Raw genomic sequence first — 16,921 nt, forward strand, 5'->3', positions numbered from 1 at the left:
TTAGCTATAAATTATTCAGATCAGGATCACTATTAAAGTTTTGTTCAGAAAATTTAGTATTGTCAGTATCTTTAGTAGGAGCAATTCTACCAACCATTTCATCTAGGGATACTTGGAAATAATCGGCTAGGGCTACTATAATTTGACTATTTAAATTTTTTTGTTCTCGGCTTCCGTTAATAAAATTATGAATTGAATAATTAAATCCAATTTCTTTTCCTAAAATATAAAAATTTATATCTTGCTTAACAACTTTATCTTTTAAGAATTTTTTTAAGTTATTATTAATATCATCTAGTGATAAATCCTTAAATCTTCCTTTTACTTGTAATAATGGAATATATTCACTTCTGCCAACAACTTCATCTATAGAACAGTCAAAGTAGTTAGCTATTTTCAGTATAGTATGCATTTGGGGATTAGACCTTAATCCATTCATAATACTAGTAATATTATTATAAGGAATCCCACTACCCTCAGAGAAATCTCTTCTTTTCAATTTGAGTATTTCAAATTTTAATCCTAAAAATTTTTGTATTTCTTTAACAAGAGTCATATCTAAGAATTCATGGATTAAGTAAAAATAAAAAATATATCAACTGTTGACACATTCTTCTTGACAACCCCAAATAACTATAATAAACTCCCAAAAATAGGATGGGACCAAAAAAAAAGAGGTTAGTAACTACTGACTATTTTTTTAAAACCAAAATACACATTTTGGTTTAGCTATCCGATTAGTATTTAGCCATATAAATTGGCGTCATTGCGAGAAGCTACTTTAGTAGCGACGAAGCAATCCAATTTAATTTTTCTAGATTGCCACGACCACTACGTGGTCTCGCAATGACGGAGTAATGCTAATCGGGTTAGCTATAAATCTCAAACTAAAAAAGCCAATATAATACTTCAGCTCTATCCTTAAATAAAGCTCAAGTATTATATTGAATATTACAGTCAACTGGTAAGTACCGAAAAGTTTCACAGGCTCAAAAGTACTTACTAGTAGAATTAATCAAATAGCATCAAATACTATTTAAATAACAACCCTTTTATTGAAGTATACTATGATTATATACAAATTTCTTAGCCAAATCAACCCTTATTATTTTCACAGTCCTATAGCAGCAATCAATCAGCCAAGCTTATCTAGCGAAAGGCTAAGCGAACAAGCACAATCCTAGGCAACAAAGGAAGTAACATATGAATTACCAAATATTGACCTTGGCTATTTTAGCATTCAGCATAATCATCGGACAGATACTCTTAATCCTCCTCTCGATCAAATGGCTTAATAACATCAGATTAACCTATAGCGAGATCGAGGTTATTTGCAAGGATTTCTCTAACGTCTACATCAAAGCACAAAATGAAATAGCAGCTCTACATCAAAAGAACCACAGAGCTAGCTAATAGTACAGTTAAGAAAGAACATCACATATTGTATGCTACCTTTCAGTTAGAAGATATAAATCTGCATCTTAAAATACTACTTGATGAGTTTAAAGTATTTGCTAGATCTAATACTACGTCACAAACCAAGAAACAAAAATAATCCTGCCCCCTGCCCCTGCATTTCGGTGCGGAATCCATAACATCTAACAGCCTTTTAAACTATTTTCTTACTAAGATTTTTGCTCTATCGGTAATGATTTCATCAACAAGACCAAAAGATTTAGCTACTTCGGGATCCATGAAATTATCACGTTCCATACTTTTTTCAATAGAATCTAGTTCTTGTCCTGTATGCTTGACATACAAGTTATTGAGCATTCTTTTTAATTTCATGGTTTCTTTAGCATGAATTTCTATATCTGTAGCTTGCCCTTGGTAACCACCTGACGGTTGATGGATCATTATACGACTATGCGGCAGAGCATAACGCATACCTTTCTCTCCAGCAGTGAGTAACATAGAACCCATTGAACAAGCCTGTCCTATACAAAGAGTAGAAATCTTAGGCTTAATATATTGCATAGTATCGTAAATTGCCAAACCAGAAGTTACAACACCACCAGGAGAATTAATATACATGAAAATATCTTTTTCTGGATTTTCTGCCTCTAAGAACAGTAATTGTGCAACCACTACATTTGCCATATAATCTTCAATTTGACCACAAACAAAAACGATACGTTCTTTTAACAACCTAGAATAGATATCATAGGCTCTTTCCCCTCTAGGGGTTTGTTCAACTACTATAGGCACGTACGTCATTAAATTTTCTCCTAAATTTATTGTAACCTGATTATTGTAACCTGAGTTCGATATAACTTGTTATCAATATAGTCCCTGTTAGGGTTGACATTCGAAAATGCTTAGAATAATAATTATTTTTATGTCGAATTCAAGTTAAATAAGTAATTACTCACTAGCACTAGTTTGTTTCTTCATAGAAGATTCCTTAGACAATTTCTTATTGCTCACTGATTTTAGCTGATCAAAAATGCTTAAAGCTTGAGTTATAAAACTTCCTGGTTCAGAAAGATTTGCCGGAAGAATTACTGTATTGCTATCTTTGGCTAACTCACCAAAAGCATTTATATATTGTTCAGCAATTTTTAAAGATACTGCGTCATTACCCCCAGACTTTTGAATAGATGCGGCAATAACTTCAATACTTTTAGCAGTAGCCATTGCTACTAATCCTATTGCCTCAGCTTCACCTTTAGCTCTATTTACTTGGTCAGTATAGGAAGCTTCAGAATTTAATACAACTTGAGCCTTCTCACCTTCTGCATGGTTTATTTTTGCTTGTCTATTGCCTTCTGAATCCAAAATTTGAGCTCGTTTCTGACGTTCTGCTGCAACTTGTAATTCCATTGCTTTAAGTATTGTTTGTGGTGGCTGAATATCTTTAATTTCATAACGCATACATTGTATCCCCCAATTCATTGCAGCTTGGTTAATAGCAGACACAATAGCGATGTTTAATGTTTCCCGTTCTTCAAAAGTCCTATCTAATGGTAATTTTCCTATTTCTGAACGCATGGTGGTCTGTGCAAGCTGTGTGATAGCATAATATGGACTATTAACACCATAAGATGCAGCGACTGGATCAACAATTTTTACATATAAAACACCATCTATTAATAACGTAACATTATCATTTGAAATGGCTGTTTGAGCAGTAACATCAATAGCTTCTTCCTTCAGGGTGTGTTTATAGGCTACTCTCTGAATCACTGGAATCAAAATATTCAATCCTGGCTGCAGAACCCTATCAAATTTTCCAAACTTTTCTACAACCCATGCTTGTTGTTGTGGTACAACCTTAACCATCTGTACAATAATAAGAATTGCCACGATACTACAAACTAATAATATATATTCCATTTTAATCCTCTGTTAATTTAATCTTAGTTCGGTGACATCGTTCGCGGTTGATGCTTAACAATGTAACCTGTTATATGAATTCAGGTTAATCTAACAATTTGACGACGCTACCATCATAAATCTTAGTAATCCCTTCCAATACCACCATATCTCCTTCCTTAATTTCACTTGAGATAATCTCTGTTAAACCATTTAAACTAGTGCCAAGTTTAACATAAAGTTGTTGTACCTTATTGTCATTGAGTTTATATACAAAATACTCACCTTTATTATTACTCTGTACCGATTGATTAGGCACAGCTAAATTCCTATGTTTGTTAAGAATTAGATCTATATTTACATAGCTTCCATGCACAATATTACTATTAGAATCAATGATAACTTTAGCACTTATAGTACCATTATCTGAAACATATTGTGAGATTTCAGCAATTTTTCCATTAATTAATCCACCCTTATTATCGGTTATCACTAAATTAGTGGATTCTGACACCTGATTATAAAGCCCCTCAGGTAGCTCCATTAAAATATTATCAGTAGTAGAGTTTTGAGCAATAATGCTAAAAAGATAATCTCCTTGTTTTATCTTATCCCCTATTTTGGATTTTATTATACCAATATATCCATCAAATGGAGCTATAAGAACCATATCGTTGTAACTATTCATTGCTTTAGCAAAAGCAAGCCTAGCTTCTTCTAACTCGCTATTAGATTTTTCTAGCACATCACTACTAATATATTTTTTGGCAAATAATTCCTTGTCACGGCTATAAGAAGCCATAGCTTTTCTTAAAGAGACTTCCGCTTGTGACTTAATTGACATAGCTAAACCTTGGTCAATAATAAGCAAAACATCACCTTGATGGATCTTACCTCCTTGGGAAGTAGATACTAAATCAAGTCTACCAGAAACATTTGCATAATAATCACGACTCATACCACTCTTACATTGTCCTATAACACTGAAAACATTATATAAATCAGCCATTTGTACTTTAGTAGCTTTTACCCCAATACTCTCTTGTTCTTCAGCTATAGCATAGCAAGAAGTAATGCATATACACAAAAAAATAATTATAGTTTTAAATCTGTTATCCAACGATGTTCCTTCTCTAAAATCTCAAAACGAATTTTTTCACTTTTTTCATCTAGTTCTGTTTCCGGGATCAAAGAAGCTCCGTCAAATTCAAAACCATAAAAATTAATCTGTAATTTGCTACATATTTTTGCCACTGACTCAATATTTTCTAAAATATCGTCCACAAATATTATTGTTTTAGGATAGTAGTTTTTTTTGTGTAAAATATTCTCTAATACTGCACCTTTATCAACATCGGCTGTAAGAATCACCCCTTCTTTCATCATTGGTACACCACCCCCAATATGTAATTCATCAACTAATATTTCCTCCTTTATCGGAGTAGATTTCATAAAATCTATATTTATCCCTTTAAGCTCTGTAAGACGCCAATTGGTAAAATCCTCAATAACACCAAATTTCCCTGTATATAATTTGGTCAGAGCAGCAGTTGGGATTTGCATCTCCCATAATCTACCTAGTATATCAGTTATATTATAGTCCACTAAGCGAATAGTACGATTTTTTAAAATAATACTGTATAAAAGATGCCTTTCTTCTCTCGTAAGACGGTTTTTGCTTTCAGCACGCCACTGCCGCCTATAAGGATGAGTTAAGCGATATTCATCTTGATCCATGATAAGTACGTCATCTACATCAAAAAGCACCAAGCTATCTTGATCTAATTTATCTATTACTTCCGATATCTTTAAAAAATCGGAAACTTTAGTTATTTTAGCAAATATATGTTTATTCATCGTTCTAATGATAAGTTTATTATTTCTTCCAAAGAATTAGCTATTATAGCTAAATCTGATTCTCGTACAAGAGTATGAACTCCATCTTTTATCAATTTTATCACTACCATGTCACTAGTAATTTTTTCTGCAAGGTTATTTGAGATGGTATAAGGTACGTCCTCATCTAGCATCCCGTGAATTAAATGTATAGCTCCCTTAAGATTAATACTATTTGAATTTAGTAACAAGTGATTTCTAGCTTCGAGTATTAATTGATAACTTATTGGATATTTATCGTTGCAATTACGCCCACTAATCTCAAGGTATTTTTGTTGTTGCATTTGTGTTTTTTGCATTTCAGTTAAGTTTTGCCAAATAGTTTCTGTAAAATCTAGGGCAGGAGCAATACAAACAAGACCACAAACTTTACTAGGAAATTTTATAGCAGCAAGAATGGCTAACCAACCACCCATACTGGAGCCTATGATAATAGCTGGTTGCACTACAAGTTTATTTAAAACTAATTCAACCCCTGTAAGCCAAGATCCAATCGTTTTATCTAGAAATCTACCTGATGATTCTCCATGACCAAAATTATCAAATGTGATAAAATTATAATCACGTTTTTTACAGTAATTCTCAAGAAATATAGCCTTTTTTCCATTCATACCTGACATCAAGCTATGCAAAAAAATTACCGATGGCATATTTTTTTTGCTACTTTCATGATGATTGTAAGTGATAAATCTTTTCTTTTCTGTATTATATATTTTACGCATTTAAATTAATTATGAAAAAGATTAATGATTTCATCAGATTCACCCAAACGATATCATAAACCCACTATTTTGCAAGTAGTTCCAGCTTTATTCTCTGGTGGAGTAGAGCGAGGAACAATTGAAGTGGCTAAAATGTTAAAAAAAGTTGATTATAATGTTATTGTAGTCTCATCTGGTGGTTCATTGGTTGAAGAATTAGTGGCGGCAGGAGTGCCACATATTTCTATGAATAGTGCTACTAAAAATCCTTTGACAATATGGAAAAACGCAAGAATTCTGTCAGAAATAATTAAGGAATATAACGTAGATATAGTACATGCAAGATCGAGAGCTCCAGCTTGGAGTTGTTATATGGCGGCAAAGGCTACAGGCACTAAATTCTTAACAACATTCCACGGAATTTACAACATCTCGAATCCTTTCAAACATTTTTATAATAGCGTCATGGTCAAAGGCGAAAAGATCATAGCTGTGTCTAATTTTGTAAAACACCATATATTAATTAATTATCAAATCCTAGAAGATCAAATTGTTGTAATATATCGAGGGGTAGATTATAGTTATTTTGATCCAAAAAATGTTACAGAAGAAAAGTTACTAAAACATAAAAAGAAATACGGTATATCTAACAATACTCCTATAATATTGTTACCATCAAGAATGACCAGTTGGAAGGGGCATCTTACCCTTGTTGAAGCACTTGGCAAATTAAAACATCTAGATTTCTACTGTCTAATGGTTGGAGATTTATCCAAACATCCCAATTTTACCAATCGAGTAAAATCTCTTATAAACTTATTGAAGCTACAAAGTAAAATTCAAATTTTTGGTAATGAAGCTGATATGCTCAGCCTTTACGGTGTTTCAGATATAGTAATATCTACTTCAATTGAGCCAGAAGCATTTGGTCGCACTATAACTGAAGGACAATCAATGGAAAAGCTAGTAATTGCTACAAATATAGGTGGAGCTATTGAAACAATATTAGATAAAAAAACTGGATTTCATGTCAAACCAAACGATGCTGTTGATTTAGCAGAAAAAATCGAACATTGCTTATCTATACTCAAAACCAATGAAGGTAACAAAATACAACAAGCAGCAAGAAAAGCAGTAATCGATAATTTTTCCCTTGATTTAATGCTTAGTAAAACCTTAGATCTATATAAAGAAATGCTCAAAAAAACATAATATTTTCCCCAGTTCTTTGAGTGTCCTTACATCTTTCCACCTGTATCTATGATTTTTAAACTACCCTAGAGAGGCAATGAAAATTCTATTCTTGAAATCTACTAATTATACTTTATACTGATCCGTTATTGTATATATATCTTATAAAATTAAAAAGAGAGTATTATGGCTAGGATAACGATTGAAGATTGTGTTGGAAAAATTCACGATAGATTTAAGCTTGTAGCTTTAGCTGCTCAAAGAGCAAATGATATAAATTCTGGTAGTAAAATGACTATTAATAACGTGAAAGGCGATAAGGCAACTGTACTGGCATTACGTGAAATAGCTGCTGGCCATATAACGATTCCAGCCCTAAAGGCACAATTATTAAAACGTCTTCGAACAAAAAGCAGAATCGATCCTATTGATGAAGAAAATACTGATGCTTCCCTTGATACTGCTGTAGAAGAGTTTGATTATTTACCAAGCGGCTCAGATCTTTGTGTTACTGAAGACTACTCTGATTTAGATGATCAAATATTTGATGATAATGTTAGTGATGATGAACAAAAATGATTATTGGTGTTGGTACAGATATAGTACAAATTCCAAGAATAGAAAGGATATTAAACCTATATGACCAGCGTTTTGTAAACATAATTCTTTCTAAAACGGAAATACAAAAGCTAACTTCTCTAAACAAAGACCAATATGGTTGTTTTTTGGCAAAAAGGTTTGCTGCGAAAGAGGCAGTTAGCAAAGCCCTTGGTATCGGAATTGGGCGGGGTTTACGATTTAAAGACATCTCTATACTAAATGATGCCTTAGGAAAGCCCTTTGTCCAAATTTGTCATCCTGAAAATCCAAACAAATTTGGACAAATCAAAATTCACTTGTCCATTTCAGACGATTACCCAATTTCTGTAGCTTTTGCAGTTATTACCTCTAAGGTTTAGAGCTTCTTTAATAGTTCAAACATAGTTTTACCAATATCAGCTGGCGATCTAGTGATAGTAACACCTGCACTTTGCAATGCCTCCAACTTATCTTCAGCTGAACCCTGTCCATTAGAAATAATTGCACCAGCATGCCCCATTCTTTTACCTTCAGGAGCAGTAACACCAGTAATGAAAGTAACTATTGGTTTTTTAATCTTTGAGCTTTTTATTAATTCAGCAGCCTTTTCCTCAGCATCCCCACCTATTTCACCAATCATAATAATCGATTCTGTTTCATTATCTTGTAAAAACATTTCAATACAATCAACAAAATCGGTGCCATTAACTGGATCTCCACCAATACCAATACAGGTAGATTGACCAAGACCAACAGCTGTAGTCTGTGCTACTGCTTCATAAGTCAAAGTACCGGACCGGGATATAATTCCTACCCTGCCTCTCTTATGAATATAACCAGGCATTATGCCGATTTTGCATTCATCAGGAGTAATAATGCCAGGACAATTTGGTCCAATTAATCTAGTTTTTGATCCGATTAATGCCCTTTTGACCTTTATCATATCAAGTATCGGTATTCCCTCTGTAATACACACTACCAAACTAATTCCTGCATCTATAGCTTCCAAAATTGAATCAGCAGCAAAAGGTGGTGGAACATAAATAACGCTGGCAGTAGCCTTAGTTTTCGCAACTGCCTCATGTACTGTATTATATACAGGTAGATCTAGATGAGTATTTCCACCTTTTCCAGGAGTTACCCCTCCTACCATTTTAGTACCATAACTGATTGCCTGCTCAGAATGAAAAGTCCCTTGAGAGCCAGTAAAACCTTGGCAAATTACTTTTGTATTTTTATCAACTAATATTGACATATATGCATTTTCCGTATTTTTATATGAATTATTTTACTGCATCGACGATCTTAACAGCAGCATCACCTAAATCATTTGCAGCAATTATTTTTAAACCAGAATTTGCTAAAATATTTTTACCTAATTCAAAATTGGTCCCAGCTAAACGTACAACCAGTGGAACTGTAATGCCAATCTCTTTCACTGCAGCAATAATGCCTTCGGCTATTATATCACAACGCATTATACCACCAAAAATATTAACTAAAACCCCTTGTACATGTGAATCTGATAAAATTATTTTTAGTGCTTCCGTTACTTTCTCACGATCAGCCCCACCACCAACATCTAAAAAGTTTGCCGGTTCAGCACCATAAAGCTTGATAATATCCATTGTAGCCATAGCTAGCCCAGCCCCATTCACCATACAACCAATAGTACCATCCATCTTAACATAACTAAGACCAAGGCTAGCTGCTTTTATTTCAAGAGCATCTTCTTCATCATCATCCCGCATATTTAAAATATCAGGATGTTTAAATAATCCATTATCATCAAAGTTAATCTTGGCATCAAGTGCCAATAAACTACCATCAGCTTTTGTTATTAATGGATTAATTTCAATTTGGTTAGCATCAGTTGCTATAAAAGCTCGATAGGTTGATTCAACAATTTTCATCATTTGTTTTGCCTGCTCATTCTTAAAACCAAGCTTGTATGCCATTCTACGACAATGAAATGACTGTATGCCTGTTGCAGGATCAACTGATACTTTAATAATTTTCTCTGGAGTATTATGAGCAACTTCTTCTATATCTACCCCACCTTCAGTAGAAGCTATAAAAGTTACCTTGCTATTACTACGATCAAAAACGGCACTAAAATAATATTCTTTTAAAATATCACACCCAGATTCAACATAGAGATAGCGAACCTTTTGCCCAATAGCTGACGTCTGATGAGTTACTAAGTTAATGCCAAACATTGCGTGTGCTGCTTTCTTTGCCTCTTCTTTAGTTCTTACAACTTTTACACCCCCAGCTTTCCCCCTACCACCTGCGTGGATTTGGGCTTTAATCACATATATTTCTGCTTCTAAACCATCAATTAGCCTATCGATATCTTCTTTTTGCAATATTACAACCCCTGTAGAAGTAGGTATACCATATTGCCTCAAAATCATCTTTGCTTGGTATTCATGAATATTCATTTTTATAATTCTTTAAATAATTTAATCCTAGGCTCTTATACTACAAATGTTGCCAATTTGTAAAGCTTCATTTATTACTTGTTAGACGTTAGTAGTCTTGAGGATATCTAAAATTCACCAATGTTATCCCTGCAAAAGCATAAACTAATAGATATATTCATCTTACTCTACTTTTTGCTTACGATTTTTGTCTCCTAGATATATATACTCCACTTGAGATTATTATTGCTCCAATAATTGAAAAACTATCTGGTATTTCCTGCCATATAACTACACTTAAAATTAAAGAAAATACAACGCTGCTATAAGCTAGTATACTCATTTCAGTAGCTAAACCAATTTCTAATCCCTTATTTAATAATATTTGGTGTAAAAGCATCAACAGAGCGTTGACTAATAGCAATATCCAATCCTTTGAAGAAACTTGTGTTATATTAAAATCCACTAAAAATGGTAACATAATAAGAGAGGAAATCCAAAAATAATACACTAATACTCTATCTGAGGTCTCTGTTTTTAGTAAGTTGTGTAATGATATAATAGTTAATGCCATAAATATTCCGCTAAGTAATCCAAAAATGATTCCTGAAGTTATAATTTCTACTGATGGCTTCAGTATTAATAAACAGCCAATAAAGCCAATTATTGCTAAAAATAATAGATCATTTTTGATAGATTTATTAGTAAAAATACCCGTTATTAGCAGTACCCAAATTGGAGACAGATTCGTAAGTGTACTAACATTGAAAAGAGACAAGTAATTTACTGCTGAAAACATGCAATACCAATATGCTGCCCCCAATAATCCCCTTGTAATTAATGCACAATATCGCTGTGATACTATTAATTGACCACGAGACCTAATAACTTTTGGTAAAAAAAAGATAGCACAAAGAAAGAATTGTAAAAATACAACTAGAGAAATAGGTATACTACTATTAAGAGATTTTACTATACTAGCTTTCATTGCTCCAAGTCCAAATGAACTTAAGATATATAATGTTGCTTTCATAGTGGTTCTACTTCATCACTCCTATTTAATTGACAACTGGGGTTATACAAATAATCCTACTTCAATTGGAACATAAAACAATCCATAATGGGTAACTCGCATTAATCAATAACTTAATCAATAAATTGTCCTGCCACTACCTTTAAAATTCTGATGAGCCTTATCTAATTTTTTGATAAATTCTGGAGAATAAGATTTAAGATCATTTTTCGATCCACCCTCATATTTTTTAGCTAGATCTATCCCCCCTCTAATCATATTATAAGCAAAATTTTCTTCCTTTGTTTCTCCAGCTATTCTTTTAGGGTTCATGAACTTATAAACTTGGTATAAAGCAAAATTTTTCACTAAACGTTTTGCTTCCAATCTAGATTGATTACTTATGCCTTGTAGCTTATCTTTTGATTTTATCAAACCTCGGTTAGCTTCTTTTACCAATTGTGAATGTTGTTGCATTAAGTAACTACTTACTTCAGCAACATTCTTACTAACAAGGTTCTCATCAATTTTAACACCTAATTTTCCTAATTTCTTGTGTGCAATTTTACCTAAATATTTTTTTATTAATAGGATGATCTGTGTCTGTAATTTTGTTAGATCCATTGTTTGCTCGTTAAGACAAGCCAATATTTGTTCTATTTCCTGTTCGAAAGCATCGTTTTTACTTAACTCATTGAAAATTTCCATCGCCTCATCAGATCCAAGTTCATTATCAGTGATGCCTACTAATGCATCTTTAATTTGGTCTGCCAATTTTCTAGAGTCCCTTGGTTTTTTGTCATCTGTTTCCATTTATTAGTCCTCTGTTTACGAAGTCTATTCTTGAGTAGTAAAATGTCCTCTATAAGTTCGGTGCAACGTGACTCCCCGATGTTTTTCAATTATACTTCGGCACAGTAAGGCTGAGTCAATAGATTTTTGTTTTTTAGTAAATTTATGTTCTTTTTCAAGATATAACTCACTTATATTAATATTTTGCCAAACAAGTCCATCAAAAATTTTTGCTTTAATATAACCACTTGACTTTAAGTTATCATAATCTCCTTTGTTAAGACTCAATGCATCATCATTTAATAAAAGCTTAACATCCCCAACATTTGGGACTGGTATAGGATCAACATATTTAATATAGACTTTACCAGTTAATTCTATCTTGCTAGGTATCATAATTCTCTATCTATATTAAATTAAGCTTCTGTTATACTGCTCGTAAATGAAGAGTTGATAGACGATAGAATCAAAATCATAATCCTTTATTTATATCACGACTCTTTGTTATCTTCTACCTCTGATTCTAGAGATGGTTCAATAACTTCTCCTTGAAAATGATGCAATAGTGATTCTTGTTCATCATATTCTTTCAACATATAGCCACGCCCCCATACTGTATCAATATAATTTGTACCACCAGCAGCATCAGCTAATTTCTTACGTAATTTGCATACAAATACGTCTATAATTTTAATTTCCGGCTCATCAACACTACTATAAAGATGGTCTAAGAACATCTCCTTATTCAGTACTGTTCCCTTACGTAAGACTAATAATTCTAAAATAGCATATTCCTTATTCGTTAAATGAACCCTTGTTCCATCAACTTCTACAATTCTAGTATCAAGATGAATACTTACCTTGTCAAACCTAACAACTGACTCAGAATGTCCTTTAGAACGACGAACAATTGCATAAATACGAGCAATTAACTCTTCGCGGTTAAATGGTTTTGTGATATAATCATCTGCCCCACACGTAAGTCCTTTAATTTTTTGATCAACTGTAGTAATACCTGATAAAATCAGTATAGGTGTTTTTACTTTAGCAGAACGTAATCTCAGTAGGACTTCGAACCCACTAATATCTGGCAGCATCAGGTCTAAAATAATTAAATCATAATTATAAATTTTAGCTATTTCTATTCCTTCTGTACCAAACTCCACCACCTCACAAATAATTCCTTCTGAAGCTAACGTTAATTCAATAGAACTAGCTATATCACTATTATCTTCTACTAACAGTACCCTCATGATATTTCTCCCATTAACTTTTCTATAATTATTAATTTATTATTCTTTATTACACATCTATGTTCTCATTTTATCTCTATAAGAGCAAGTAATTTTATCAAAATAATATCCAAGTAACGCGAATTTGGGATAAGAATTGACAAATTCTTATCCCAAATTCAGTGAAATTATCGAAACAATCAGATTTGAGACAGCTCTGCATCTGATTGTTTCGATAATTTTATGGTTAACTTACCTTACACATAACCCCCATGGCAATTTAAAAGTCATAGGAAAAACAGCCTAGCACCTATTAGCGAAGAGCTGCTTTGCAACGACGAAGCAATTGTAAGTAAAAAGTATGATATAATAGATATTAAAGTCAATGTAAATAATGATTTATAATGACTATCGCTGTGCAGGCGTGAGCGACCGTGAAGCAATTGGTTTTAAGATCGTATAGATCCTGGTACTCTAGCCCAAATCCCCGAGACATTTGAATAGTTGATTGGGATGCCTTTGCACTCCCGCTTACAATCGTAAACATTAAAAGTCTTCGAGGTATTATGCTATTATATAACCCGAGTTGCCAATTAATTATACTGGCAAAAGCTATATTTAACGCTGGTTTCATGTGAGGCTCGATACTAAAACATTTTTAATACAAACATATTTCTAAAAAATATAGTTTTTATTAAGTGTTTTAATGTTACAAATTAACTTCAAATGTTCATAAAACCTAGCTCTGCTCTTATAAATTAATTGGCAACTCGGGTTATTTAGTGCCTCAACATTAGAAGTAAGACTACAAAGCTTTATTTCAGCTCTACAAAATCTAGATTCAAATGTTATATGGGCTTATAGAGGAGGATATGGTTCTATGGAATTAATTCCTTTTTTGAAACCTCATATGTTCAATAAATATAAAATATTAGTAGGCTTTAGCGATATTACTGCGTTACACTTATATTTTAACCAAATAATAGGGTGGTCATCTTTACACGCTACAGTTTTAGACAGAATAGTGCGAGGCGTAAATGCTCAAGACCACATTGATATAATCAATGCTCTTTTAGGTAATACTAAAAATTTTACTTATGATCTTTATCCTATAAATGCAATAGCAAAAAATTTAACGAATAGAGATTCAATTTTAGGACAAATCCTTGGTGGTAATTTATCTATGGTGCAATATTCTCTTGGTACAAACTGGCAACTTAATTCTACCAATAAAATATTAATTTTTGAAGATGTAGGAGAAAGAGGTTATAGAATATTTGCAAGATTAGAACAATTAAAACAAGTGGGAATTCTAGAAAAAAGCCAAGCAATTCTTTTCGGTGAATTTACAAACGGAGAGGAACAAGATGGTAGAGATCTTACACAAACGGCAATTCAAATTGCAGTAGAAAATTCACAAGTACCCGCCTTCTTTATAAAAGATATAGGACATATAGCACGAAATTTACCACTGCCATTAGGTACATCAGCTGTTATTAGTCAAAATAAATTATTAATCACTAATCCGTTTATTTAATAGAACTTACGCGAATTCAGGATAAGAATTTGTCAATTCTTATCCCAAATTCGGTGAAATTATCGAAACAATCAGATTTGAGACGGCTCTGCATCTGATTGTTAAATTAATATTTTGCTAAAAACATGATTTTAATCTTTCAAAATCATGTTTTTAGCTTTAGAAAGGTTTAAAATGCATTCGCGTTAGCCACTTTAATAATGCATTTTTCCTTCAAAATTACTGAAACTAGAGAAAATTTTAACAATTATAGACATAGGTTAAAGTTGGGTTTTTTAAACTGCCCTAAAAATACGTTTGACAAGTGAGATACTTTAACTTAAGAAATTAATATAAATTCTAACCAAAAGGGTAAATATGGCAAAACATACTTTTTACAAGCTAATACCTGCTGTTGTCGGGGTTTTGTTTCCTACTACTTATTTTACTTATGATGGATATACAAAGTCTACAAAACCATCTCATTTCGAATTAGCTGCAACTAAATTGGGTTTTACAGGTTATAAAAAAGCAGGTCAAGATATAAGTGCAACAGAACATCAAGAAGCCTTATTAAAGCAACCTTATTAAAGCAACTTCAAATCGTAGGATATTTTCATCCGGAAAAGCTATGGCAGGATATTAATCGTCTAGGAGTAAAGGATCCTGTAATAACTTTTAAACAGATATATCCTGCAATAAAAAAATCTAAAGCTGATCAAAGTGATCCTAGCAGATTTAATGCTAAAATATTACGTAAAAACCTTGGAAAAGGAACAGGATTAGATGAACAAGATATCATGGATTTCCTTTTCTATATTTCTCAGAATGCTTTTGGTCGTAAACCTGGCCAGGAACGTAATGAGCTATCTTCCCAAGACTGGATGAAAAAGTATGAGAAAGAATATTTAGCTGGTGCTAAAGTACTACGTCTAATTGATCGCGAAACTCCAGAACATCAGGAATATGACAGTGCTTGGATTGCCGGGGCATCTCGTATAGGCGTAATGGCTCGGATAATAGATTACCATAATATATTATCAAAATGTAATATTAAAGTGAACGGAGAAACAGCAATATTAACAGGAGCACGAGAATTATGGGCTAATATTGATGGAATTACGCCTACAGTACGTGATAAGTTGATTGAAGCTTATAAAGCAAAAACTGACTTAGATACATTGGATGTTTCTCTGCCTATAGGAGAGGATCTAGCTCGTGTGACAGAAGGTAAGGAATATATAAAAGGCTTAGCTGCACGACATGGTATCAGATTGAACGAATCATCTCCATTTATCCAATATAAGACAAAAGAGGAATGTCCCCCAGGATATTTTCCTGGTAGAGTGTATCCTAATTATGCAGAAGGAGAAAGTCGAAAATTAACAGAAACTTTAATGTCCCAAGATTTACTTACTACTTATCTATTAAATGATAGTAAAACCATTACTATAGTCGATACATTAGCAGAACAATACCAAAGGCCTAACACTACTAGTACAGCCCGTGACGCTGCAAGAAAGTTAGTTGAGAATATTATTAATGGTCAGTATGGAGATAAAAAAGAGTTTGTCATTCTATTTGAAACTAATAATCCATATATTGAGCGACAAACTATTGCAACACAACGAGAGGTCAATAAAGTATTAAAAGACTATAAATTGAGCAACAAGGGATACAGCATAAAAGTCGAAGGTGTAGGCTTTGAATGTAAACAAGATGTTGCAACAATACATTCAGAGTTTGCGGCATTAGTAGCAGAAAAATGGAAAGACGCGGTTGAATACCAAAGAGAAGAAGGCATATCACCAAAACGGCCTATTAAAATTTTACAATTTCAAACTCGTGATAATGTTGGATTTGTTCCACCTCTGCCTGATATTTTTGAAGTAAGTCTATCAGGAATACAAGATCTATTTGATGAATATCTACCATAATATCGAATATGTCGATCGTTTAATAAAATAGTTATGAAATATGGTACATCAAATTGAATTAGGTGACAAAGAACATGGAAATGGCCTCAGATAATTTACCAATTTCTGCTATTTTGTTTTGAATCCAATGATGATAATAATTAAAATCACATATTGAATGGAGTGTTATATATAGAAACAATCAGGTGGGCAGCCGCTTCAAACCTGATTGTTTCTATATATAACACTGAATTCGATGTAACTTGTTACATTGAATTCAGGTTACTTAAAGACTACCTAGAATATAAGGGGGTGATACTATCAACCATTACCCTAGATACCGTACTT

18 protein-coding genes are annotated in these 16,921 nt (G+C 32.9%); 6 read left to right on the forward strand and 12 right to left on the reverse strand.

From position 1 onward, the window contains the following. Positions 1-4: 4 nt before the first annotated feature. The 6 genes from AAGD19_RS01425 to AAGD19_RS01450 form a co-directional block, all read right to left on the reverse strand. Entirely contained in the window at positions 5-556 is a 552-nt protein-coding gene (locus AAGD19_RS01425) for a helix-turn-helix transcriptional regulator (protein WP_341748023.1), read from the reverse strand. A gap of 1,058 nt (positions 557-1,614) precedes the next feature. Continuing rightward, the gene (gene clpP / locus AAGD19_RS01430) at positions 1,615-2,217 is read right to left on the reverse strand and encodes an ATP-dependent Clp endopeptidase proteolytic subunit ClpP (RefSeq protein WP_341748024.1); all 603 of its coding nucleotides are present in this window, start codon (positions 2,215-2,217) and stop codon (positions 1,615-1,617) included. A gap of 147 nt (positions 2,218-2,364) precedes the next feature. Continuing rightward, on the reverse strand, positions 2,365-3,336 hold the full coding sequence (locus tag AAGD19_RS01435; protein ID WP_341748025.1) for an SPFH domain-containing protein: 972 nt from the start codon (positions 3,334-3,336) through the stop codon (positions 2,365-2,367). An 85-nt stretch (positions 3,337-3,421) separates the two neighbouring features. Further along, positions 3,422-4,435 carry an efflux RND transporter periplasmic adaptor subunit gene (locus AAGD19_RS01440; RefSeq protein WP_341748026.1) on the reverse strand — a complete coding sequence of 338 codons (1,014 nt, stop codon included), beginning with the start codon at positions 4,433-4,435 and terminating at the stop codon, positions 3,422-3,424. Beyond that, complete coding sequence (locus AAGD19_RS01445; protein ID WP_341748027.1) at positions 4,411-5,172, reverse strand: DUF2608 domain-containing protein; 762 nt, start codon at positions 5,170-5,172, stop codon at positions 4,411-4,413. Before AAGD19_RS01445 ends, AAGD19_RS01440 begins: the two co-directional genes overlap by 25 nt. Next, entirely contained in the window at positions 5,169-5,933 is a 765-nt protein-coding gene (locus AAGD19_RS01450) for an alpha/beta hydrolase (RefSeq protein WP_341748028.1), read from the reverse strand. Before AAGD19_RS01450 ends, AAGD19_RS01445 begins: the two co-directional genes overlap by 4 nt. 24 nt (positions 5,934-5,957) lie before the next feature. On the opposite strand from AAGD19_RS01450, the gene AAGD19_RS01455 reads away from it, so the two are divergent. The 3 genes from AAGD19_RS01455 to acpS all read left to right on the forward strand — a co-directional run bounded on the left by AAGD19_RS01455 (position 5,958) and on the right by acpS (position 8,062). Further along, positions 5,958-7,124, forward strand: a complete 1,167-nt coding sequence (locus AAGD19_RS01455) for a glycosyltransferase family 4 protein (RefSeq protein WP_341748029.1) — start codon at positions 5,958-5,960, stop codon at positions 7,122-7,124. 165 nt (positions 7,125-7,289) lie between these two features. Beyond that, a complete protein-coding gene (gene rpoZ, locus AAGD19_RS01460; protein WP_341748030.1) occupies positions 7,290-7,682 on the forward strand; it encodes a DNA-directed RNA polymerase subunit omega in 393 nt (130 codons plus the stop codon). After that, entirely contained in the window at positions 7,679-8,062 is a 384-nt protein-coding gene (acpS, locus tag AAGD19_RS01465; protein ID WP_341748031.1) for a holo-ACP synthase, read from the forward strand. Before rpoZ ends, acpS begins: the two co-directional genes overlap by 4 nt. Here acpS and sucD read toward each other — a convergent pair. The 6 genes from sucD to ctrA form a co-directional block, all read right to left on the reverse strand. Further along, positions 8,059-8,937, reverse strand: a complete 879-nt coding sequence (gene sucD / locus AAGD19_RS01470; RefSeq protein ID WP_341748032.1) for a succinate--CoA ligase subunit alpha — start codon at positions 8,935-8,937, stop codon at positions 8,059-8,061. The genes acpS and sucD overlap by 4 nt on opposite strands. A 28-nt stretch (positions 8,938-8,965) precedes the next feature. After that, positions 8,966-10,126, reverse strand: a complete 1,161-nt coding sequence (gene sucC / locus AAGD19_RS01475) for an ADP-forming succinate--CoA ligase subunit beta (RefSeq protein ID WP_341748033.1) — start codon at positions 10,124-10,126, stop codon at positions 8,966-8,968. A gap of 178 nt (positions 10,127-10,304) precedes the next feature. After that, positions 10,305-11,138, reverse strand: coding sequence for a DMT family transporter (locus AAGD19_RS01480; RefSeq protein ID WP_341748034.1), 834 nt, complete (start codon positions 11,136-11,138; stop codon positions 10,305-10,307). Positions 11,139-11,255: 117 nt separating this feature from the next. Continuing rightward, positions 11,256-11,930, reverse strand: a complete 675-nt coding sequence (locus AAGD19_RS01485; protein WP_341748035.1) for a DUF5394 family protein — start codon at positions 11,928-11,930, stop codon at positions 11,256-11,258. 24 nt (positions 11,931-11,954) lie between these two features. Further along, the gene (locus tag AAGD19_RS01490) at positions 11,955-12,305 is read right to left on the reverse strand and encodes a hypothetical protein (protein WP_341748036.1); all 351 of its coding nucleotides are present in this window, start codon (positions 12,303-12,305) and stop codon (positions 11,955-11,957) included. Positions 12,306-12,400: 95 nt separating this feature from the next. Beyond that, a complete protein-coding gene (ctrA, locus tag AAGD19_RS01495) occupies positions 12,401-13,162 on the reverse strand; it encodes a response regulator transcription factor CtrA (protein WP_341748037.1) in 762 nt (253 codons plus the stop codon). Between the two features lie 796 nt (positions 13,163-13,958). On the opposite strand from ctrA, the gene AAGD19_RS01500 reads away from it, so the two are divergent. The 3 genes from AAGD19_RS01500 (at position 13,959) to AAGD19_RS01510 (ending at position 16,594) form a co-directional block, all read left to right on the forward strand. Next, a complete protein-coding gene (locus tag AAGD19_RS01500) occupies positions 13,959-14,678 on the forward strand; it encodes an LD-carboxypeptidase (RefSeq protein ID WP_341748416.1) in 720 nt (239 codons plus the stop codon). 357 nt (positions 14,679-15,035) lie between these two features. Then, positions 15,036-15,248 (forward strand): hypothetical protein, encoded by a 213-nt coding sequence (locus AAGD19_RS01505; protein ID WP_341748038.1) that lies wholly within the window; start codon positions 15,036-15,038, stop codon positions 15,246-15,248. Between the two features lie 293 nt (positions 15,249-15,541). Continuing rightward, the gene (locus tag AAGD19_RS01510) at positions 15,542-16,594 is read left to right on the forward strand and encodes a hypothetical protein (RefSeq protein ID WP_341748039.1); all 1,053 of its coding nucleotides are present in this window, start codon (positions 15,542-15,544) and stop codon (positions 16,592-16,594) included. Positions 16,595-16,921 lie beyond the last annotated feature (327 nt).

Source organism: Candidatus Tisiphia endosymbiont of Dascillus cervinus, assembly GCF_964026405.1.
Taxonomy (GTDB): domain Bacteria; phylum Pseudomonadota; class Alphaproteobacteria; order Rickettsiales; family Rickettsiaceae; genus Tisiphia.